Genomic DNA, 20,715 nt, shown 5'->3' with positions numbered 1-20,715 from the left:
GAAAAATGGATTTGAAAGAGGGGCTCTCCGGCAAAGGCACCGAGATCATCGGTGGGATTGTAGGTTTCAACCGCTCAAACGCGGTGAAACTGCCAACCGGCTTGCCAAGATGGGCGAAACCTGTTGTCTAGCCGGTGTGCAAAGGCCCTGAGTCGGGGCAAGTCAGGACGAGATGAACGGGGATTCCACCAAGCCGATCGGACACCAGTACGCTCTCGCCATGCTCGATGGCGGAGAGGAACGCGTTCGCTCGCTCGCCCGTTCAGCCGGGACGCAGATTACCATGGACGCGTTTCTGCGCGTTCATGACGAGGAGCCCGTTCCCGCGTTCCTGCATTCGGCACTTTGCGCCATGTCCTTGCCGACGAAACGTCCCAAGGACGAGACGCAGCCGATCCTGCGCGAGGACGGCAAGTATGCCCTGGCGATCAATCCGCGGCCCGTGCTGCAGAACGTCGATGGCAAGCCGGTGCTCAGGAGCCTGGGGGTGCCCTATGGCGCATACCCCCGCGTGGCGCTGATCTATCTGTTGTCGCAGGCGGTGAGCAAACGATCGCGCGACGTCTATCTCGGGCGCAACTTCACCGAATGGATGCGGCGGCTCGGCTACCAGACGGTATCCTATGGACCGCGCGGAACCGCCAATCGCATGCGCGAGCAGGTCGATCGCCTGCTCGCTTGCGAGTGGCAGATCCGCTGGGATGGGACGGACGCGGGCGACAATGCCTTTGCCGTGCGCGACGTGAAGATCTCCAACGAATATGCCGGCTCGCTCGAGAAGAATGGCGCCTTCGCCCGCGAAATCCGTATGTCGGAGGGCTTCTACGCCCATCTGATCGACCATGCCGTGCCTCTGAACGAGGTGGCGATTCGCGAGCTCAAGGGCACGCCGACCGCGCTCGACCTTTATACATACCTTGCCTATCGCCTGCCGCGCATCGCCAGCGACAAGGGCCAGACCATCTCGTGGGACCAGTTGGCACGGCACCTGGGCAACGAGGCCGACAGCAAGCGTTTCCGCCAGACCGTGCGCGAGACGATGCAGCTCGTCTCGGCGGTCTATCCCAACGCCAACGTCGATCTGTCCGGCCGCAAGGTCGTGCTCCAGCCGTCGCCCGCGCCGCTCGAGCGCAAGCTTGTCGGCGCGCATCTGCGGCTGCTGGGAGCGCCTGCCGCAGAAACGGCACCGAGATCATCGGTCCCGGCGAAGGCCCCGAAACCCGCCGAGTCGGACGCTCCCCTGCTGTCCTTCCCGAACGGAAGCCTGGGTTTCGGCGAGCGGGAAGTGGCATTCCAGCGGATCGGGCTCGACAAGGGGCATCCCTGGGCGGTGGATCAGATGGCGGAGGCTTTTCGCGCGGGATTCCCCGGGATTGCCCGGCGTCGCCCCGAGACCGAGTGGTTGAGGGTGTGGGAAGCGTTCGTGGTCAGTTACGCCAAGCGTCGGAGCAATTCCGAAGGCGAATGACCGATGATGTCCGAGCCGTTCTTCCGCAAGGAAGAGCGATCCTGGCGTGCGTACCCGCTATCCTGCTTCTATCAGCTTGCGAAAATTACGCGTCGCCGGTGACGCATGCCGGATATGGAACATCACCAGATGGCTGGAAAACGGCATCGCGATGGACCTGAAAGCCAGGGTATCGAGATTGAAGCGCGCCAATGAGCGCGACAGGATCGTAATGCCCAGGCCTGCGGCGGTCAGTCCCACGAGCGTTCCAAAGCTTTGCGCTTCCAATGCGACGGTGGGCTGAAAGCCCAGTGCCGCACAATGCTCTGCAAGCAGTTCGTTGAATCCGGCGCCGTTCATCGAGCCGAACAGGATCAACTGCTCGCCGGCAAGGTCGGACAGGCCAAGTTCGCGCGGCAACTGCGCCAGAGGGTGATCGCGGCGCATCGCCACCATCATGCCTTCGCACTGCAAGGGCAGGGTATCGAGCTGTGGCGGCAGCATCAGCGGCGAGAACGCGCGTAGGATGCCGATGTCGAGCGTCCCGCGCTCGACCCCGCTGATCTGCTCCTCGCGGGGAAGCTCGTTCAGTTCGATGCTGACGTCGGGATATGAGGCCCGGAAGCGGGCAAGGGCATCGACGACGTAAGGAGTGAAGGGCACCGACGGGGAAAAGCCCAGGCTCAGGCGCCCGACTTCGCCGCTGTGCGCCAGTCGTGCGATGCGCGCGGCGCGATCGGCCTGCGCCAGCGTCTCGCGCGCCTGCGGCAGGAACTGCAAACCGGCTTCGGTCAGTTTGACGCTGCGGCTCGTGCGCTCGAACAGCCGTACCCCCAGCACGTCTTCCAGCGCGCGGATTTGCTGGCTGAGCGGCGGCTGCGAGATTCCCAGGCGCTGCGCGGCATTGCCGAAGTGCAACTCCTCGGCGACGCAGACGAAATAGCGAAGGTGTCTCAGCTCCAGGGGAGGGCTCCTATCGATAGGCACTATGTATCAATCATGCGTCTATATATATTGGACAGAAAAGATCCAAGCGCGCATCGGCGATCGAGCGAGGGGTTCCTCTCGCGGTGCGGCCGGCCAACACCGTTCCCGAAAAGCTCACGGGTGACTGGCCGCTACCGGGCGCGATGGCCCGGCTCACGACGTGCCTTGCGCGCGCCAAGGCCGGTCGTCGCACCGGCTCAACGCAGAGGATGACCATGAGAGGGTCGCGTGGCGCGGATAGACCGTGTCTTCGCGGCGCATGGAGAAGTCGATGATCGGTATCGTCAAAGTTGCCCTGTCCCGCCCCCTGACGTTCATCGTCATGGCCATCCTGATAGCGGTCGGCGGCATTCTCGCGGCGATCCGCACTCCCGTCGATATCTTCCCCGAGATCAAGGTTCCGGTGATCGCGATCGCCTGGCAATATGCCGGCCTGCCGCCGCAGGACATGACCGACCGGATGGTGACGCCCTACGAGCGCGTCCTGTCCACCACCGTCAACGACATCGAGCATATCGAGAGCCAGTCCTACCAGGGCATCGGCGTGGTCAAGGTCTACTTCCAGCCGGGTGTCGATATCCGCACCGCGACCGCGCAGGTGACTTCGGTTTCGCAGACCATCCTCAAGCAGTTGCCGCCGGGTGCGACGCCGCCGCTGATCGTCAACTATTCGGCCTCCACGGTGCCGATCCTGCAGCTGGCGCTGTCCGGCAAGGGTTTGAACGAGCAGCAGCTGTTCGACATCGGGCAGAACCAGATCCGCCCGAACCTGGTCACTGTTCCCGGTCTTGCGATGCCTTATCCTTCGGGGGGCAAGCAGCGGCAGGTGCAGATCGACCTCAACCCCGAGGCGCTGCAGGCGCGCGGGCTTTCGGCGCAGGACGTCGGCAACGCCATCGCCGCGCAGAACCAGATTAACCCCGCCGGGTTCGTGAAGATCGGCGCAACGCAGTACAGCGTGCGCCTGAACAACTCACCCAGCACGATCGACGCGCTGAACGACATTCCCGTCAAGGTCGTGAACGGCGCCACGATCTACATGCGCGACGTTGCCTTCGTGCGCGACGGCAGCGCGCAGCAGCAGAACGTCGTCCACGTCGATGGCAACCGCTCGGCGCTGCTGACCGTGCTCAAGAACGGCGCGGCCTCGACGCTGTCGATCGTGCAAGGGGTGAAGGACAATCTTCCGCGCATCCAGGAGACGCTTCCCGATACGCTGAAGGTATTGCCGGTCGGCGACCAGTCGTTGTTCGTGAAGGCGGCCGTCAGCGGCGTCATTCACGAAGGCGCGATCGCGGCGGCGCTGACTTCGCTGATGATCCTGCTGTTCCTCGGCTCCTGGCGCTCCACGGTCATCATCGCGCTGTCGATCCCGCTGGCGGTGCTCGCTGCCGTCGTCGCGCTGGCGATGTTCGGGCAGACGCTCAACGTGATGACGCTGGGCGGCCTCGCGCTCGCGGTCGGCATCCTCGTCGATGACGCCACGGTGACGATCGAGAACATCAACTGGCATCTCGAGCAAGGCAAGGGCGTGGTCGAGGCGATCCTCGACGGCGCCGCCCAGATCGTGACCCCGGCCTTCGTGTCGCTGCTGTGCATCTGCATCGTGTTCGTGCCGATGTTCTTCCTGCCCGGCGTCGCCGGCTACCTGTTCGTGCCGATGGCGCTTTCAGTGGTCTTCGCGATGATCGCCTCGTTCGTGCTCTCGCGCACGCTGGTGCCGACCATGGCGATGTACCTGCTGAAGCCACACGCCCACGGCGAGGATGCGCATGCTGCCGGCACCGCGACTTCGACCAACCCTCTCGTCCGTTTCCAGCGTGGCTTCGAGGCACGCTTCGAGAAGGTCCGCGCCGCCTATATCGGCTTGCTGCAAAGGGCGCTGGGCGTCCCCAGGGGCTTCATGCTGGGCTTCCTGGCGGTCGTTTTGCTCTCGTTCCTTTTGCTGCCGTTCCTGGGCAGCAACTTCTTCCCGGCCGTCGATTCCGGTCAGATCGCGATGCATGTGCGCTTCCCTTCGGGCACCCGCATCGAGAGCACGGCCGCCGGTTTCGAGCGGGTGACGCAGGCGGTGCGCAAGATCGTTCCGCCCGAACAGCTTGGCTCCGTCACCGACAACATCGGTCTGCCGGTCAGCGCGCTCAACACGATCTATGCCAACAGTGGCACCATCGGGCCGCAGGATGGAGACGTTCTCGTCACTCTCAAGGAAGGGCACGATCCCACCGCGGGCTACGTCGACAAGCTGCGTGCGGAACTGCCGCGCCAGTTCCCCGGCGTCACCTTCGCGTTCCTGCCCGCCGACATCACCAGCCAGATCCTGAACTTCGGCTCGCCATCCCCCATCGACGTTCAGATTGCGAGCAAGAACGCTGCCGCCTCGCGTGCCTATGCCCACAAGCTGATGGCCAGGCTGGCGAAGATCCCCGGTCTTGCCGACTTGCGCCTGCAGCAGCCGGAACGCTCGCCACAGCTCGACGTCGACGTGGATCGCGCCCGGATTGGCCAGTATGGCCTGAGCGAAAAGGACGTCACCACCAGCCTCGGCAGCTCGCTGGCCGGCACTTCGCAGACGGCGCCGCTGTTCTTCGTCAATCCGGAGAACGGCGTCTCCTATCCGGTCGTCGCGCAGGCGCCCGAGTACCAGGTGGGCTCGATGAACGCGCTGTCCGATCTTCCCGTCTCGGGCACCGCGGGCATCGCCACGCAGCCGCTCGGCGCGCTGGCGCAGCTGACCCGTTCGAGCACCACGCCGATCGTCTCGCACTACAACATCCAGCCTGTCATCGACGTCTACGGCACCACCCAGGGCCGGGATCTCGGCGCCGTCGCCGGTGATGTCGAGAAGGCGATCAAGTCGCTGGAGAAGGAGCAGCCCAAGGGCGCGACAGTGACCATCCGCGGCCAGTACCAGACCATGAATACCGCATTCTCCGGTCTCGGCTTCGGCCTGCTGGGTGCGATCTTCCTGATCTACCTGCTGATCGTCGTGAACTTCCAGAGCTGGATCGACCCCTTCGTCATCATCACCGCGCTGCCCGCCGCGCTCGCCGGCATCGTCTGGATGCTGTTCGCGACCGGGACCACGCTTTCGGTTCCGGCCCTGACCGGCGCGATCATGTGCATGGGCGTGGCCACCGCCAACTCGATCCTCGTCGTCAGCTTCGCCCGCGAAAAGCTCGCCGAATTCGGCGACGCGACGAAGGCGGCGATCGAGGCGGGCCTCGTGCGCTTCCGCCCCGTCCTGATGACCGCGTTGGCCATGATCATCGGCATGGCGCCGATGGCCTTTGGCCTGGGCGAGGGCGGCGAGCAGAACGCGCCGCTCGGCCGCGCCGTCATCGGCGGCCTGATCTGTGCCACGATCGCCACCTTGTTCTTCGTCCCTACCGTGTTCAGCTTCGTCCACCGCCGCCGTGCCCATGGCGACGAGCAGACCCCTTCGATGGAAATGCAGCCCAGCCATGCTTGAACCCGAGATCACCCAGAACGCCGGTCCCGACAGCGGCACGTTGAAGAAAGTCGGCATCGGCGCCGCCGTCATCGCGCTTGCCGTGGTCGCCTTCGGCGTCGCCAGCCGGATCAGCGCCACCAACGACCTCGAGGCGGTCGCCGAGCAGGCCTCGGTGCCGACCGTGACGCTCGTTTCGCCCACGGCGGCGACCGGCGGCGACGGCCTCGTATTGCCGGGTACCATACAGGCCTACAACAGCGCCGCGATCAACGCGCGGACAAACGGTTACGTGCGCCGCTGGCTGGCCGACATCGGCGACCATGTCCGCGCGGGCGAGACGCTGGCAGTGCTTGACGCACCCGAGATCGACCAGCAGCTCGCGCAGGCGAGGGCGGATTACCAGACGGCGCTGGCCAACCAGCGTCTCGCCGTGACCACTTCAAAGCGCTGGCAGTCGATGCTGGCGCAGGATGCCGTCTCGCAGCAGGAAGCCGACGAGAAGGCCGGTGACCTTGCCGCCAAGACCGCGCTCGCCAACGCCGCCCTGGCGAGCGTGCGCGAACTCAATGCGAAGCATGGCTTCACCCAGCTCGCGGCGCCGTTCGACGGGGTGGTGACGAGCCGCTCGGCGCAGATCGGCGCGCTGGTGGTGGCGGGCAACGCGGCGTCGCAGCCGCTTTTCACCGTATCCGACGTCCACCGCATGCGGATCTACGTGCGCGTGCCGCAGGTCTATTCCTCGCAGATCCATGCCGGCATGAAGGCGAGCCTGAGCCTGCCCGAATTCCAGGGCCGCGATTTCGACGCCACGCTGACGCGCAGCGCGAACTCGGTCGATGCCCAGTCGGGGGCGATGCTGGTGGAACTGCAGGCGGACAATTCCGACGGCGCGCTCAAGCCGGGAGCCTTCGCGCACGTCCGCTTCTCGATCGACGGGGCAGGGGGCGGCATGCGCCTGCCCGGCAGTGCCATCCTTTCCGCCGAGGACGGCCCGAGCGTCGCGCTTGTCGGCAGCGACGGCAAGGTGACGATCAAGCGCGTCACCATCCTGCGCGACGAAGGCAAGACGGTGCTGGTCTCGGTTGGCCTCAAGTCCGGTGACAAGGTCATCGATTCGCCGCCAGATTCGATCCGCAGCGGCGACCGCGTCCGTGTCGCCAAGGGAGCCGGCGGCCATGGCTGAGCGCAGGTCTTGCCCCGCCTGGGCGCTGGCCTTGCCGGTGGTGCTCGGGCTTGGTGCCTGTTCGATGGCGCCGGACTATCACCCGCCGCAGACGGCCGCGCCCGAGCAGTTCAAGGAACTCGCCGGTTGGACGACTGCCACGCCGCGTGACGGAGAGGGCAGGGGGCCGTGGTGGAACGCCTATGGCGACCCGGTCCTGGCCGATCTCGAGCAGCGCGCCGCCAAGGCCAGCCCGACGCTGGCGGCGGCGCTCGCGCGTTACGATGCCGCGCGGGCGACCGCGCGCGTCAACGAGGCGGACCTCTATCCCGAAGTCGGTGTCAGCGGCGCGGCCTCGCGCGAGAGGGTGTCGAAGAACCGGCCGTTGAGCACGGGCTCGGCGCGCAAGTACGATGACTATGCGGCTGGCGGTTCGATCGATTACGAACTCGACTTGTGGGGGCGCATCCGCAACCAGGTTAAGGCCGCCGGAGCGGAGGCGGATGCCAGCGCCAGCGATCTCGCCTCCGCGCAGCTCAGCCTGCAGGCGGCGGTTGCCGATGCCTATTTCCGGCTGCGTGGCCTCGATGCTCAGGCGAAAGTGCTCGATCAGTCGGTGGGCGCCTTTGCGCGCGCTTATGACCTGACGTCCAAGCGACATGATGGCGGCGTTTCATCCGGGATCGACGTCAATCGCGCACGCACCGTTCTGGGCAACGCGCGGGCGCAAGTCGCGGGAATCGCCAACCAGCGTGCGGCGACCGAGCACGAGATCGCGGCGCTGGTCGGCGAAGTCGCCTCCGGGTTCTCGCTGCCGGCTCGCGACGAGACCTTCGAACCGCCAGCTTTGCCGGCCGCGACGCCTTCCGACCTCCTGCAGCGCCGCCCGGACATCGCCGCGGCCGAACGGCGCGTGTTCGCGGCCAACGCGCGCATCGGGGCGGCTCGCGCGGCGTTCTTCCCCTCGCTGACGCTGGGCGCGACGGGCGGCTGGGAGACCACCAACGGCAAGCTGCTGACCACGCCCAACACCTTCTGGTCGCTCGGCCCGCTGTCGGCGTTGCTCACGGTGTTCGATGGCGGCCGCCGCTCCGCGCAGGTCAAGATCTCCCGGGCCGAATACGAGGAAGCCGCATCCGGCTACCGCGAGACGGTGCTTACCGCCTTCCGGCAGGTCGAGGATGCGATCGCGGCGATGCATCACTTGTCTTCGGCGGCGGTGGATCAGCGTTTTGCTGCCGACGCGGCGCAGCGTACCAGCGACATCGCCATGTCGCGCTATCGTGACGGCGCGGCGGGCTATCTCGACGTCGTCACGGCGCAGACCGATGCGCTGGATGCGCAGCGCGCCTATATCTCGGTGCAGACCCAGCGCATGCAGGCAAGCGTCTCGTTCGTGCGGGCGCTTGGGGGCGGGGCTCCGGCCCAGGCAATGGCCGAGGCGCGGCCCTGAGCCCCGATCGGCAGAATCGGCCGGGCCAATTCGCGCGCGGCGCTGTTACGAACTAGAATCATATCGGCCGGTCTGACCAATCCCTGATTGCTCGGACCGGCTGCCCCTTACCGCCAAGGCCGTTGCCATGCGCGGCTTGCGGGACCGGCGATCCCCTACAAATCGCCTCGGCGAACGCCGAGCTCCCCATCATCGCCCCGAAGATGTTGACGCAGCCCGGTTCAATCCGGGCGCCTTGCTCCGTATGCTCCGCCTATCGATCGGGTCCGGATACCGGGTGTGATTGGACAGACCGATTTCCGGAAGAATAGCAAACCGGGATTCGCTGATAAGGCCTCGCATCAAGCGGGGGCGTCTTGGTCGGCTCCGCAACCGGACCGACCAAAGCGGCAAGAGCAATGTTTGGGGATGATGTGATGAGGCTGCTGTCGTCTGTACTTCTGTGTTCCGCGAGCCTGGCCGGGCTTTCGACTCCCGCGCTGGCGCAGGACGCTGATACCTCCGCCGAAGAGGCGCTGCCCGGCAACGTCATCATCGTCCAGGCCCGCCGCCGCGACGAGGCGGTGCAGGACGTCCCGGCGGTGATCGACACCGTCACGGCGGACGACATGGCCAAACTGAACCTTCGTGACTTCAAGGAAGTCTCCACCCTCGTTCCCGGACTGCAACTCACGACCGAGGCCAATGGCGTCGGTGGCGGCGGCCGTCTGCGCGGCGTGAACTTCGACGTCTCGGCCAGCGGCACCAATCCCACGGTCGAATTCTACTTCAACGATGCGCCGATCACTGCAGGCGTGATCCTGCAGCAGATGTACGACATCGGCCAGATCGAGGTGCAGCGCGGACCGCAAGGCACGCTGCGCGGCCGCGCGGCGCCCTCGGGCTCGATCACCATCGGCGCCAAGAAGCCCGATCTCTACTCGATCGGCGGCTTCACTGACATGACCGCCAACGACATTGGCACGATCAACGTCAAGGGCGGCTTCAACCTGCCGATCATCGAAGGCATCGCCGCGATCCGCGTCGCCGGTGTCTGGGACGAGAACGAGGCTGACCGTGTCCGCCCGATCACTTCGGCCCGTGATCCGTTCCAGCGCACCAAGAGTGGCCGCATTTCCGCGCTCGTCCAGCCCACCGACTGGCTCAAGCTGGAGGGCATGTACCAGAAGATGGATCGCAACGCCCGCCTCTACGACCAGGTGGCATCGTTCAGCGAAGCCAACCCGGACGCCGCCGCGAGCCCGGTCACCATCGACAGTTCGGATCGCCGCTCGATCATGGAATCGGCGCGTCCGATCCATCAGGTCTACGACATCTACAACTGGCGCGCGGAAGTATCGGGCTTCGGGCAGGTGCTGATCTACCAGGGCCAGCATTACACGCAGAAGATCACCGGCGTCGAGGTGATGGACGAAGCCAACTTCTTCCCCGGATCGGTCGTTCAGGATACCTATTCGGCGCCAAAGGCTACCTCGCATGAAGTGCGCCTGCAGAACGACGCGCGCATCGCCGACATCTTCGACTATGTCGTAGGGTTCTTCGACTACAAGAACGACAATCCGACGACACTCAATCGTCCGACCATCCTCGGCTATCCGACGAGTGCGACGACCGGTGCCATCTACGGCATCGTCAATACCGCGATCCAGCGCACCAATACCAGCCACGAACAGTCGTTCTTCGGAAACCTGACTGCGCATCTGGGTGAGGGGACCGAGGTTTCCGGTGGCCTGCGCCATATTTCCTACACCTCGCAGAACGGCCTGTTCATCAACGGCGCCTCGACCGCAAGCACCGGTCAGGACGCGAAGAAGTGGATCTATTCGGCTTCGGTGAAGCACAATTTCTCACCGGACTTCATGATCTACGCCAGCACCGGCAGTTCCTGGCGCCCCGGCATCAATGTCGTTGGCGACTTCAGCCAAGCCATGTCGGAACTGGAGGAAAGCTTCGTCAACCTGCCGGCGGAAACTTCGAAGTCGTACGAACTCGGCTTCAAGAGCACGCTGCTGGGCGGGCGCATGCGCCTGAATGCCACCGCGTATCACCAGAAGTTCAAGAACTATCCGTACCGTACCGGCGGACGCGGCGTCTACTTCGTCGATTATACGAACCTTGCCAATCCTGTGGTGACGCAGTTCAACTTCGTCGGTGCCGTTCCGGTCGAGGTCAACGGTATCGAGGGCGACGTCTCGATCGACGTGATGGACGGCTGGAACCTTGGTCTCGTGGCCAGCTATTCGATCGGCAAGATCAAGAGCGGTGTCATTCCCTGCAACGATCTGAACGGTGACGGCGTGCCCGACACGATCACGTCTGCGCCTTCGCTGCCGGATCTGCAGGCTGCTGTCGGCAGCGACAATATCTCCGCCTGCCAGGTCAATCAGCGTTCCGGTTTCCAGGCGCCGTTCAGCGCGACGTTGACCAGCGAATACAGCTTCGCGGTGAGCGACCACGTCAACGCCTACGTACGCGGGCTGTTCAACTTCTTCGGCAATTCGCGCGTGGACCCGGTCAATATCTACGACAACCTGGGTTCCTATGGTCTCGTCAATGCCTTCACCGGCGTTCGCGATGCCAAGGGAGCCTGGGAAGTCTCCTTGTTCGCCAAGAACCTGTTCGACACGACCAAGACACTGACCCGTACCGACCCGCTGTTCACCTCCTACCGCAATGTCGCGGCGGGCGGCGCGGCGACGACCTTCACCAGCACTTATACCGGGGTGACCACCACGGCCCCGCGTGAGTTCGGCATCAACGTGCGCTACGCGTTCGGATCGCGCTGAGCGGTCTCATTGCGCCGACTGCCCGGACAACAGTCCGGGCAGTCGGCGGCGCAGCAGCGCCACGAACAGGCTCACCTTGGGGGAGAGGTGCTTGAGGCGCGGATAGACCGCCCAGATCGGCTCGTCGTCCGGGCACTCGGCGGCGAGCACTTCCTCCAGCTTTCCCTCGGCGATCGCCAATGCCGCATAGAACGCCGGCAACTGGCATACGCCCATTCCCTCCAGCGCGGCCTCGAGCACCATCGTGCCGTTGTTGCAGCGCCAGCGCCCTTCGGGGCGAAAGCTTTCGCCGCGCTGGAAGTGCCAGAACGGGGCCGAGCCGACGAGGCAGTCGTGCCCCTTGAGGTCGGCGATCCGCTGTGGCCGCCCGCGCCGTGCCAGATAGTCCGGCGCCGCCACCGTCACCATCGCCCGCGAGGCGACCCGCGTGGCGACGAGGCGCGAGTCCTCCAGATGCCCGGTGCGAATGGCGATGTCGTAACCGTCGCGGATCAGGTCGACGACGTCGTTGTCGAGATCGCAGGCGATCGACAGGGCAGGGTGCTCCCGCGCATATTCGCGCAGCACCGGACCGATGAAGCGCTCTCCCAGCGTGTAGGAGCAGGTGATGCGCAGGTTGCCGCGTGGAGACCCCTGCGAGGCAATGGCGGCGACGGCCTCCTCGCGCTCCGAGATCAGGCGGCTGCCGGTTTCGTAGAAGATGCGCCCTGCCTCGGTCAGGCCCAGCGACCGCGTGGTGCGATGGAACAACTGGGTTCCCAGGCGTGCCTCCAGCCGGCTGACCGCCCGGCTCATGTGCGTCACCGATGCTCCGAAACTGCGTGCAGCGGACGTGAAACTGCCGGCCCGCGCCACCGTGACGAATTCCTCGATGCCGTCCCACGCTCCGATCACGACTTTTTCCACCTGGTTATAATGCTTTTCCCAAGAAGCCCATTAACGACAATCCGGCAAGGCGCTAGAACCCCCTTCGGACATACCCGTTTCAGCAAGTGAGATACCCGCCATGAAGACCCGCGCCGCCGTTGCCTTCGAAGCGAAGAAGCCGCTCGAGATCGTCGAGGTCGATCTCGAAGGCCCCAGGGAAGGCGAAGTCCTGGTCGAGATCATGGCGACCGGTATCTGCCACACCGACGCCTACACGCTCGACGGTTTCGACAGCGAGGGCATCTTCCCCTCGATCCTCGGCCACGAAGGCGCAGGGATCGTGCGCGAAGTCGGTCCGGGCGTCACCAGCGTGAAGCCGGACGATCACGTCATTCCGCTCTACACGCCCGAATGCCGCCAGTGTAAATCGTGCCTTTCGGGCAAGACCAACCTGTGCACCGCGATCCGGGCTACCCAGGGGCAGGGCCTGATGCCGGACGGCACCAGCCGGTTCAGCTACAAGGGCCAGCAGATCTTTCACTACATGGGCTGTTCGACCTTCTCCAATTTCACGGTCCTGCCCGAGATCGCCGTCGCCAAGATCCGCCAGGACGCGCCGTTCCAGTCCTCGTGCTACATCGGCTGCGGCGTCACCACCGGCGTCGGCGCGGTCATCAACACCGCCAAAGTGCAGGTCGGCGACAACGTCGTGGTGTTCGGCCTCGGCGGCATCGGCCTCAACGTGATCCAGGGCGCGCGTCTGGCCGGCGCGAACAGGATCATCGGCGTGGATATCAACCCCGACCGCGAGGACTGGGGCCGCAAGTTCGGCATGACCGACTTCCTTAACACCCGGGGCATGAGCCGCGAGGACATCGTTGCGAAGATCGTGCTGATGACCGACGGCGGCGCCGATTATACCTTCGATGCGACGGGCAACACCGAAGTCATGCGCACCGCGCTTGAAGCCTGCCATCGCGGCTGGGGCACCAGCATCATCATCGGCGTGGCCGAGGCGGGCAAGACCATCGAGACCCGTCCGTTCCAGCTCGTCACCGGCCGCAACTGGCGCGGCACCGCGTTTGGGGGGGCCAAGGGCCGCACCGACGTGCCCAAGATCGTCGATATGTACATGACCGGCAAGATCGAGATTGACCCGATGATTACCCATGTCATGGGCTTGGAGGAGATCAACACCGCGTTCGACCTCATGCACGAAGGCAAGTCGATCCGCTCGGTGGTGGTCTTTTGACAGATGGTCTTTTGACAGACAGGGAAATCTCGATGTTCACACATATCATGGTCGGCGCCAGCGACGTGCCGGCAGCCAAGACCTTCTACGACGCCGTGCTGGGCGCGCTCGGTCATGCCGAAGGCGGGATGTTCGGCGAGGGGCGCGGCGTTGGCTATCGCACCGAAGGCGGCCTGTTCGCGGCGGTGACCCCGCGTGATGGCAACGCCCCCACTTTCGCCAACGGCGGTACCATCGGCTTTGCCGCACCCGGGCCCGAAGCGATCGACGCGGCTCATGCGGCGGGCCTTGCCGCCGGCGGCAGCTGCGAAGGCGCGCCCGGCCCGCGCGAGATGTTCCCCGGCGCCTACGGTGCCTACTTGCGCGATCCGACCGGCAACAAGATCTGCCTCTGGCAGGCGGGATGACGCCATGAGCCTGGAGACGGTCTCGACCAATCGCAGTCACGGCGGCACGCAGGGCGTCTATCGCCACGCAAGCGCCGAAACGGGAACGCCGATGACGTTCTCGGTCTTCGTGCCGGATCATGCGCCGGGCGCGAAGCTGCCGGTGCTATGGTATCTCTCCGGGCTCACCTGCACGCACGCCAATGTCACCGAGAAGGGTGAATTCCGCGAGGCCTGCGCCCGCCACGGAGTGGTCTTCATCGCTCCCGATACCTCGCCGCGCGGCGACGATGTACCGGACGACGAAGCCTATGACTTCGGCAAGGGCGCGGGCTTCTACGTCGATGCGACCGAACAGCCGTGGGCGGTCAACTTCCGCATGCGCTCTTATATAGAGCGCGAACTGCCCGATCTGGTGACGCGCGAATTCCCGGTCGATATGGCGCGGCAGGGGATCACCGGTCATTCGATGGGCGGGCACGGCGCGCTTACGGTCGCGCTGCGCAATCCCGGGCGGTTCCGTTCGGTGAGCGCCTTTGCGCCGATCGTCTCGCCGCTTGCCTGCTCGTGGGGCGACAAGGCGCTGACCGGTTATCTCGGCCCCGACCGTGCAGCCTGGCGCGAATACGATGCCTGCGCGCTGATCGCGGACGGGGCGAGGCTATCCGACCTGCTGGTCGACCAGGGAACGGCCGACGGCTTTCTCGACGACCAGCTCAAGACCGCGCTGCTCGTCGAAGCCTGCGAAGCGGCGGGCCAGCCTGCGACGATCCGCATGCAGGACGGCTACGATCATTCCTACTATTTCATCTCGACCTTCCTGCCCGAACATGTCGCCTGGCATGCCGAGCGCCTGAGGGCCTGAAGACGAAAGACCCGCCACGCCGCCTGACCGCTTCGTCGCTGTCCTGACGCGGATTATTGCAGCCGATCCGGCCGAGTCGGCTGCGCCCCTCTCCCCGGAGTGGCGGCCGGACAGCCCCTTCGTTCTGACGGGAATTCGCGCGATTTCGCGCCTTGCGACGGGCTTTGCGTGCCGCAAGCCCTCATTACCCCGCGTCCGAGCCCCGCTTTCCGGTCCATGATCCGGCGATGGTGTCGGAGCGGTTTCGATTGCGCGTGAACGCGGCTGCGTCCGCCGTACTCTCCCATACCGAAGGCAATCCGCGTTATGCGGGATGCCTCGCGAGTGAAGAGGGCATGCACCAGCAACAGGAGGAGCGCATGGCACGGCAATGCCAGGCGAACCGCCCGATCCGTTCCCGGATCCGGCACCGTCTACATGGATTAGGGCTCTACGGAGCAGGCGCGCTGGCCGCACTGGCGGCGATGCCGGCGCTTGCGCAAGGGAGCGGGCAGGGGCCGACCCTGTCCGTGAGCCAGTCCCCTACGATCGACCGCGACAGGCTCGATCGACAGGATCCGGGCATCCCCCGCGCCGCGGCTCCGGTGCTGCTGCCTTCTGCGCCGGTCAGCGTCGAGGCCGCAACTCCGGTGCAGGTCAGGCTGACCTCGGTGCGCTACGATGGTGCAACGCTCGACCGCGCGACGCTCGATGCCGCGACCGCGCCCTTCGTCGGCTCCCCGCTCGATCGCGAGACGCTGCAGAAGCTCGCCAACGCCGTCAGCGCCGCTTATGCCAGCAGCGACATAGCCTTCTACGCGGTCAGCATCCCGGCGCAGACGGGCGCGGGCGGCGTGCTGGTGGTCAAGGTCACTGAGGGGCGGATCGTCGAATATGCACTTTCCGGTGAAACCCGCAGCACCCCCAAGCGCCTGATCGATGCCCATGTCCGCCGGCTCATGCGCGACACGCCGACGCATAAGTCGACGATCGAGCGCACTTTGTCGCTGCTGCGGGACGTGCCCGGGCAGACGGTCGAGGCCAAGCTGCGCGGCACCACCAAGCCGGGCGAACTGGCACTCGATCTGGACGTCCACCGCAAGCAGGTGGAAGTCACGCTCAACGTCAACAACCGGGGTGTCTTCAACGTCACCACCGGGGCCCAGGCCCAGGTCGCCGTCGCCCTGAACGGGTTGCTGCGCGAAGGCGACAGCACGCGCCTGTCCGGCTATCTGCCGTTCCAGCCCAGCCGGTACCAGTTCTACACCGCCAGCCACCAGACTCCGATCGGTTCGAGCGGCACCACCATCGGTGTGACCGGCGCTTATGTCCGTACTCGCACGCGCGATCTCGGTATCCTGGGGGAAGCGAAGCAGGCGGGCATAGTCGTCGCCCATCCGCTCATCCGCAGCTATCGGCGCAACCTCACGCTCACGGCTTCGCTCGATGGGACCAATAGCGACAACTACTACCTCGACACCGCCTTCGGAGGGTTTCGTACCCGTGCCGCGCGACTGGGTGCGAACTGGTCGGCGATCGGCAAGACCGGTGGCTACGGGCTGTCGCTTTCCCTGAGCCAGGGCCTCGACGGGCTCGGCGCCGAGCCGATCGTGGGCTATTCGAAGGCAGGCTTCCGCAAGGCCAACCTGCAGGCCACGGTCGTCAAGGAACTCGGCAAGCGGCTTGCGGCGAAAGTGACCGTGCGCGGACAGTACAGTCCTGATCGGTTGCCGACGACCGAGCGCTTCGTGCTTGGCGGCGAGGGCGCCGGACTAGCCTATCGCGACGGCTTCCTGACGGCAGACAAGGCAGTCGCAGGCGGCGCCGAACTGTCGTGGCGTGTCTTGGGCGGCAAGACCTCCGCCCGAGGACTTACGGTATTCGCGTATGCCGACGGAGCACTCGCACAGACCCGGGCTCGGCCGGCTTATGCTTTGGTCGAGAGGGATTATTCCCTCGCTTCGGCTGGGGGTGGGGTGCGAATCACGCCACTGAAGGGATGGACTGCAAGTGCACAAGTTGCGGTTCCAGTCAAGAGACCTTTCGATGAGTCGAGTCGAAAGGCAAGATTTTTCTTTGGTGTCTCTCGGGCTCTGTGATTGCGCTTTTGCGTGTACGCAAAAAGCGATGCCTGACGATCTGAGGGTCGCGGAGTAAATTTATGCAGAATGTTTGGGAAGTTTGGTCTGGCGCGCTGACGGATGCGGAATGCGACGCCATTATCGCACGCGCCGGAAGTTACGCGGAAGCTGAAGCGACCGTTGGGTTCTCGGATTCGCTGCGCAGCGATCATTCCTATCGCACCTCTACAATTCGCTGGCTCGATGTGGGTCGTGAAAAGGACATCGTTGGGCGGATCATGGACTTCGTTCGATCCTCGAACCGCACCAATTTCGGCGTGGAGATCGACGCGCCATACGAAGTCCAGTTCACCGAGTATCGCGCGACCAACAAGGGGCATTACGACTGGCATCAGGACGTATGGTTGGAATCGCCACGGCCATTCGCCCGCAAGCTGTCGGTAGTCGTGCAACTCTCGGCGCCGACCGACTATAAAGGCGGAGAGTTCGAGTTTTTCGGCCTCCAAAGTCCAGGCGCACAGTTCTCCGGGCGCGGCAGTCTTCTGGTCTTTCCTTCCTTTCTCCAGCACCGGGTTTTGCCTGTCACTGAAGGGCTCCGTCGAAGCCTTGTCAGCTGGGTGGAAGGGCCGAATTGGCGATAGAGGATCGCAAGCGGTTCGGTTCTTTGCTGTTCGCGGGCGCGGTGAAGCAGGGAAAGCACGGGCAAATTCAGAGGCACGTCGCGGATAATCGAGGTCTTTAGGTCAGTCCCGTCGCAAATGATGGCGAGGAACTGGAAATATTCACGGCCAGGCCGGAAGTATTGATGCGGTCGTTTCGATGCCAGTTCGACTGGCGAGGAAGCGGCGGCGGCGGCAGGCTAAGCGAAATTACAAATATCTCATGGGCGCACGGCGCCTTGCAGAACAGCGGAGGAAGAAATCTTGCGACAGGCAATCCCGAATTCGATGGTCCGTCTGGGCCTTGGTCTCGTCGCCTGTGCAGCGCTGGCCAACACGGCGCCCGCTTTCGCGCAGAGCTACGAGGACGATGCGACGACGCCAGGTCAAGCTGCAGTCGGGGGCGCCCTCGATGCGATCGAGAGCCCGGCGGCAAGCCCTTACGCCAGCATCGTCGGCGCTATAGACAGCCTGCCCGATGCAGCGGCGCGTGCCAATGCGCTGGGCCAACTCGGTGCCGCACCTTACAGACTCATGCCACGCCTTTCGATCCAGTCGATGGATGCCACCGATCGCGAGATCCGCGGCTACCTGGCGCAGCGGCGCGAGGCGGCGCTGGATGCATCACCGGGGGTTCCGATCAGCGGTGACCGTACGATCAACGTCATGGTCAGCTTCGGCCTGAAGCAAGGCGACTACAAGGCGCGTGCCGATCGCCCCAAGGCCAATTTCGACAGTCGCTCGATCCGTGCCGGGTTCGATATATCGCCGGTGCCGGGATTGATCGTAGGTACGTCGATCGGGATCGACGGCATCGATGCCAACCTCGATCGCAGCCAGCAGCCGCGCAGCACGCTGTTCAACGCCAACATCACGCCATACGCGAGCTATACCAATGGCCGCTATTACGTCGATGCGACGGCGGGATACACGCGCAGCTGGTACCAACTGCGGCGACAAATCGATTTCACCGGTTTCAGCGACCGACTGCAGTCCGGGCCGAACGGCGATAACGCCGCGGCTACGGTCGAAGCCGGAGGCATCTTCAAGCTCGGCGTCCTTCGGGCGCAACCTTTCGCCGGGCTGCTCTATCGCTATGCCGATCTCGGCGGTTTCGTGGAAACCGGCGGTTCCGCCGCTCTCGCGGTTGCCAAGTTCAAGACGGAATCGGTGCGGACCAGCTTGGGCGCGCGCGTCTCGGCAAATCTGCGCAAGGGCGCTTGGACTCTGCGGCCCAGTGTCGAGGCGCAATGGCAGCGTGAATTGCGCTCGCGCCCGGAAAGCCGGATAGAGGCGATCTTCCTTGCCGGCGGCACGCCGATCTTCACGCTGCCTTCGACCCGCTATGACCGCGATGGCGCCGTCGTCGGCGCCGGCATCAGCGCGATGCATGGCGAGCGCACGGCGCTGCGGTTGTCCTATTCCGGTGAATTCGGAAACGACCGCCGCATCCACGGTTTCGCGATCACTGCCAATCATCGGTTCTGAGGCTGGACATCCGGATCGGACGTATCCGCGTTGTTCAAGTGGCTAATTACCGCCGATCCGAACATAATCGGCGCAGTGCCGCGCATTGCCTTCCGCTATGAACGGCTATCGGGTCATAGCGAAGATGGGGGCATGCGATGGGAAGCTTTGTTCGGGATATTCTCACGACGCTGTCCTACGAGCCCGATCCCGCCGAAGCCTCTCAGGCTGAGGGAGAAGCACTTTCGCGGCTGGATCAGCGGCTGGCCGGATTTGCGCAAGGAAACGCGCGGGGGCGCACGGCGATTTCGATCCGCCCGGCCGACTGTTCGGTGTGGGACGGCAATCCGCGCGACGTTCCCGGTCTCTCGGCCGAAAGTTGTCGATCGCTGATCGAATCCATCGCGCAGGAGGACGGTAACAGAATACCGGTTCTGGTGCGGCACAACCCCCCGGGTTCCGAACTTCCCTACGAACTTCTCGTGGGCAGCCGGCGGCGTTTCGCGATCGATTGGCTGAACCATAACGGCAGGCCGGAGATCCGGCTGAACGCGATGATCGTCGATCTGAGCGACGAAGAGGCGTTCAGGCTCGCCGATATCGAAAATCGCGAGCGGCAGGACATTACCGAACTCGACCGCGCGCGCAGTTACCAGAGCGCGGTGGATCGCTTCTATGGCGGCGTCCAGTCCCGCATGGCCGAGGCTCTGAACCTGTCGAACAGCCAGCTCAGCCGGCTTCTTGCACTGGCGCAGATGCCCGACGAAGTGGTCGATGCCTTCGCCACGAAAGAGGAATTGCGTGTACGCCATTCCGAAGTGCTGACCCCGCTGCTGCGCCGCGCGGAGCAGCGTGACCGCCTGCTCATTGCCGCGCGGGCCATCGGCCAGGAACAGCAGCGGCTGGCTGCATCGGGCGAGCGGATGATCCCGGCGGCAAGCGTACTGACGCGCCTGAAGCAGGCCGCCGCCGAAGGCGGCAGCGCCAAAGGCAACGAAACCTCGGTCATGGTCGATGACCAGCGCGTGGGCCGTGTTCGACCTTCGCGTGACGGTCTTTCGGTGGAGGTCACTATCGGAGAGGACGCGGACATCGACCAGGTGCTGAGGTCGGTTCGGGCGGCGATCTTGCTCGGCCGCGAACGCATCGCCGAGGAATCCGAGTCGGATACCGACTGACAGCGCATCGCGGCGCTCAACCCCGGGTCTGATCGCTTTAAGCCCAGGTCCGGCGATAAATCACTCTCACTCCGGTTCTATCCCGCGGCCCGCGTGTACCTTACGGTTTGCACGCGGGCCGCAGCGTTTGCGGGTTTCTTTCCTGCGGATATCGGCCACCTGCCTTCCAATCGCGTTCGTCCCGTGGCTTTTGCTTGGAGCCGGATGGGGTTTCCGAAATCCCTGATCGGGACGACGGGCATGGTCCGGTGCGTTGCTCCGGCCCGACTTCTTCTGCGTGAGATGTCCTCTCCGACATGTGCCTAAGCCTCTCGGTACTGGGCATTTCATGGAGGACAACGCAATGCTTCACAAAAAGGCGCGCCGATCGACAAGGCACATGCTGCTATGCGCGACGGCCATTCCGCTTCTGCTGCTCGGCGCCTGCGCCGATGGCGTGGGCTTCCGGGTAGGCGCTGGCGGCGGCGGAACGCCGTCTGGCCCTTCCGGTCCCTCGAACCCCTCTGGCCCCACGGGCCCGACTGGTCCCGCTGGGCCGACCGGCCCTTCGGGTCCGACTGGTCCTGACGGCCCAAGCGGCCCCGCCGGCCCGACTGGCCCCGGAGGCCCGAGCGGTCCTTCCGGCCCTGCTGGTCCCGACGGTCCGAGCGGTCCCACTGGCCCGACTGGTCCCGGAGGCCCGAACGGTCCCA

Annotated in this window: 14 protein-coding genes; 12 read left to right on the top strand and 2 right to left on the bottom strand. The window is 64.9% G+C overall.

Translation table 11 applies throughout. From position 1 onward, the window contains the following. Nucleotides 1–172: 172 nt before the first annotated feature. The gene (locus V2S85_RS08090; RefSeq protein WP_330702354.1) at nt 173–1,468 is read left to right on the top strand and encodes a replication protein RepA; all 1,296 of its coding nucleotides are present in this window, start codon (nt 173–175) and stop codon (nt 1,466–1,468) included. 57 nt (nt 1,469–1,525) lie between these two features. Here the strand turns inward: V2S85_RS08090 and V2S85_RS08085 are convergent, their stop codons facing one another. Next, entirely contained in the window at nt 1,526–2,434 is a 909-nt protein-coding gene (locus V2S85_RS08085) for a LysR family transcriptional regulator (RefSeq protein WP_330702353.1), read from the bottom strand. Between the two features lie 271 nt (nt 2,435–2,705). Here V2S85_RS08085 and V2S85_RS08080 point away from each other — a divergent pair, with 271 nt between their 5' ends. From V2S85_RS08080 to V2S85_RS08065, 4 genes are all read left to right on the top strand, one after another. After that, the gene (locus tag V2S85_RS08080; protein ID WP_330702352.1) at nt 2,706–5,906 is read left to right on the top strand and encodes an efflux RND transporter permease subunit; all 3,201 of its coding nucleotides are present in this window, start codon (nt 2,706–2,708) and stop codon (nt 5,904–5,906) included. Beyond that, nucleotides 5,899–7,071, top strand: coding sequence for an efflux RND transporter periplasmic adaptor subunit (locus V2S85_RS08075; protein ID WP_330702351.1), 1,173 nt, complete (start codon nt 5,899–5,901; stop codon nt 7,069–7,071). Before V2S85_RS08080 ends, V2S85_RS08075 begins: the two co-directional genes overlap by 8 nt. After that, nucleotides 7,064–8,503, top strand: a complete 1,440-nt coding sequence (locus V2S85_RS08070; RefSeq protein WP_330702350.1) for an efflux transporter outer membrane subunit — start codon at nt 7,064–7,066, stop codon at nt 8,501–8,503. The genes V2S85_RS08075 and V2S85_RS08070 overlap by 8 nt, the downstream gene beginning before the upstream one ends. 416 nt (nt 8,504–8,919) lie before the next feature. Further along, nucleotides 8,920–11,289 (top strand): TonB-dependent receptor, encoded by a 2,370-nt coding sequence (locus tag V2S85_RS08065; protein WP_330702349.1) that lies wholly within the window; start codon nt 8,920–8,922, stop codon nt 11,287–11,289. 6 nt (nt 11,290–11,295) lie between these two features. On the opposite strand, the gene V2S85_RS08060 is transcribed toward V2S85_RS08065, so the two are convergent. Continuing rightward, a complete protein-coding gene (locus V2S85_RS08060; RefSeq protein WP_330702348.1) occupies nt 11,296–12,183 on the bottom strand; it encodes a LysR family transcriptional regulator in 888 nt (295 codons plus the stop codon). Between the two features lie 112 nt (nt 12,184–12,295). On the opposite strand from V2S85_RS08060, the gene V2S85_RS08055 reads away from it, so the two are divergent. The 7 genes from V2S85_RS08055 to V2S85_RS08025 all read left to right on the top strand — a co-directional run bounded on the left by V2S85_RS08055 (nt 12,296) and on the right by V2S85_RS08025 (nt 20,023). Next, the gene (locus tag V2S85_RS08055) at nt 12,296–13,408 is read left to right on the top strand and encodes an S-(hydroxymethyl)glutathione dehydrogenase/class III alcohol dehydrogenase (RefSeq protein WP_330702347.1); all 1,113 of its coding nucleotides are present in this window, start codon (nt 12,296–12,298) and stop codon (nt 13,406–13,408) included. A 32-nt stretch (nt 13,409–13,440) separates the two neighbouring features. Next, entirely contained in the window at nt 13,441–13,815 is a 375-nt protein-coding gene (locus tag V2S85_RS08050) for a VOC family protein (RefSeq protein WP_330702346.1), read from the top strand. Nucleotides 13,816–13,819: 4 nt separating this feature from the next. Beyond that, nucleotides 13,820–14,659 carry an S-formylglutathione hydrolase gene (gene fghA, locus V2S85_RS08045; RefSeq protein ID WP_330702345.1) on the top strand — a complete coding sequence of 280 codons (840 nt, stop codon included), beginning with the start codon at nt 13,820–13,822 and terminating at the stop codon, nt 14,657–14,659. A gap of 359 nt (nt 14,660–15,018) precedes the next feature. Beyond that, a complete protein-coding gene (locus V2S85_RS08040; protein WP_330702344.1) occupies nt 15,019–16,737 on the top strand; it encodes a ShlB/FhaC/HecB family hemolysin secretion/activation protein in 1,719 nt (572 codons plus the stop codon). A 62-nt stretch (nt 16,738–16,799) separates the two neighbouring features. Next, nucleotides 16,800–17,360, top strand: coding sequence for a 2OG-Fe(II) oxygenase (locus V2S85_RS08035; protein ID WP_330702343.1), 561 nt, complete (start codon nt 16,800–16,802; stop codon nt 17,358–17,360). Nucleotides 17,361–17,642: 282 nt separating this feature from the next. Continuing rightward, nucleotides 17,643–18,866 (top strand): autotransporter outer membrane beta-barrel domain-containing protein, encoded by a 1,224-nt coding sequence (locus V2S85_RS08030; protein WP_330702342.1) that lies wholly within the window; start codon nt 17,643–17,645, stop codon nt 18,864–18,866. 137 nt (nt 18,867–19,003) lie between these two features. After that, nucleotides 19,004–20,023 (top strand): ParB/RepB/Spo0J family partition protein, encoded by a 1,020-nt coding sequence (locus V2S85_RS08025; RefSeq protein ID WP_330702341.1) that lies wholly within the window; start codon nt 19,004–19,006, stop codon nt 20,021–20,023. Nucleotides 20,024–20,715: the final 692 nt, after the last annotated feature.

This window comes from Novosphingobium resinovorum (assembly GCF_036352595.1).
Taxonomy (GTDB): domain Bacteria; phylum Pseudomonadota; class Alphaproteobacteria; order Sphingomonadales; family Sphingomonadaceae; genus Novosphingobium; species Novosphingobium resinovorum_B.
Note: the sequence above shows the minus strand (reverse complement) of the source record. Positions and strands in the feature narration are given on the sequence as shown.

Excerpts from the sequence above, each read along its gene's own strand:
- V2S85_RS08090 (WP_330702354.1), top strand. The coding sequence starts at position 173 with ATGAACGGGGATTCCACCAAGCCGATCGGACACCAGTACGCTCTCGCC.
- V2S85_RS08080 (WP_330702352.1), top strand. The coding sequence starts at position 2,706 with ATGATCGGTATCGTCAAAGTTGCCCTGTCCCGCCCCCTGACGTTCATC.
- V2S85_RS08075 (WP_330702351.1), top strand. The coding sequence starts at position 5,899 with ATGCTTGAACCCGAGATCACCCAGAACGCCGGTCCCGACAGCGGCACG.
- V2S85_RS08070 (WP_330702350.1), top strand. The coding sequence starts at position 7,064 with ATGGCTGAGCGCAGGTCTTGCCCCGCCTGGGCGCTGGCCTTGCCGGTG.
- V2S85_RS08065 (WP_330702349.1), top strand. The coding sequence starts at position 8,920 with ATGAGGCTGCTGTCGTCTGTACTTCTGTGTTCCGCGAGCCTGGCCGGG.
- V2S85_RS08055 (WP_330702347.1), top strand. The coding sequence starts at position 12,296 with ATGAAGACCCGCGCCGCCGTTGCCTTCGAAGCGAAGAAGCCGCTCGAG.
- V2S85_RS08050 (WP_330702346.1), top strand. The coding sequence starts at position 13,441 with ATGTTCACACATATCATGGTCGGCGCCAGCGACGTGCCGGCAGCCAAG.
- fghA (WP_330702345.1), top strand. The coding sequence starts at position 13,820 with ATGAGCCTGGAGACGGTCTCGACCAATCGCAGTCACGGCGGCACGCAG.
- V2S85_RS08040 (WP_330702344.1), top strand. The coding sequence starts at position 15,019 with ATGGCACGGCAATGCCAGGCGAACCGCCCGATCCGTTCCCGGATCCGG.
- V2S85_RS08035 (WP_330702343.1), top strand. The coding sequence starts at position 16,800 with ATGCAGAATGTTTGGGAAGTTTGGTCTGGCGCGCTGACGGATGCGGAA.
- V2S85_RS08025 (WP_330702341.1), top strand. The coding sequence starts at position 19,004 with ATGGGAAGCTTTGTTCGGGATATTCTCACGACGCTGTCCTACGAGCCC.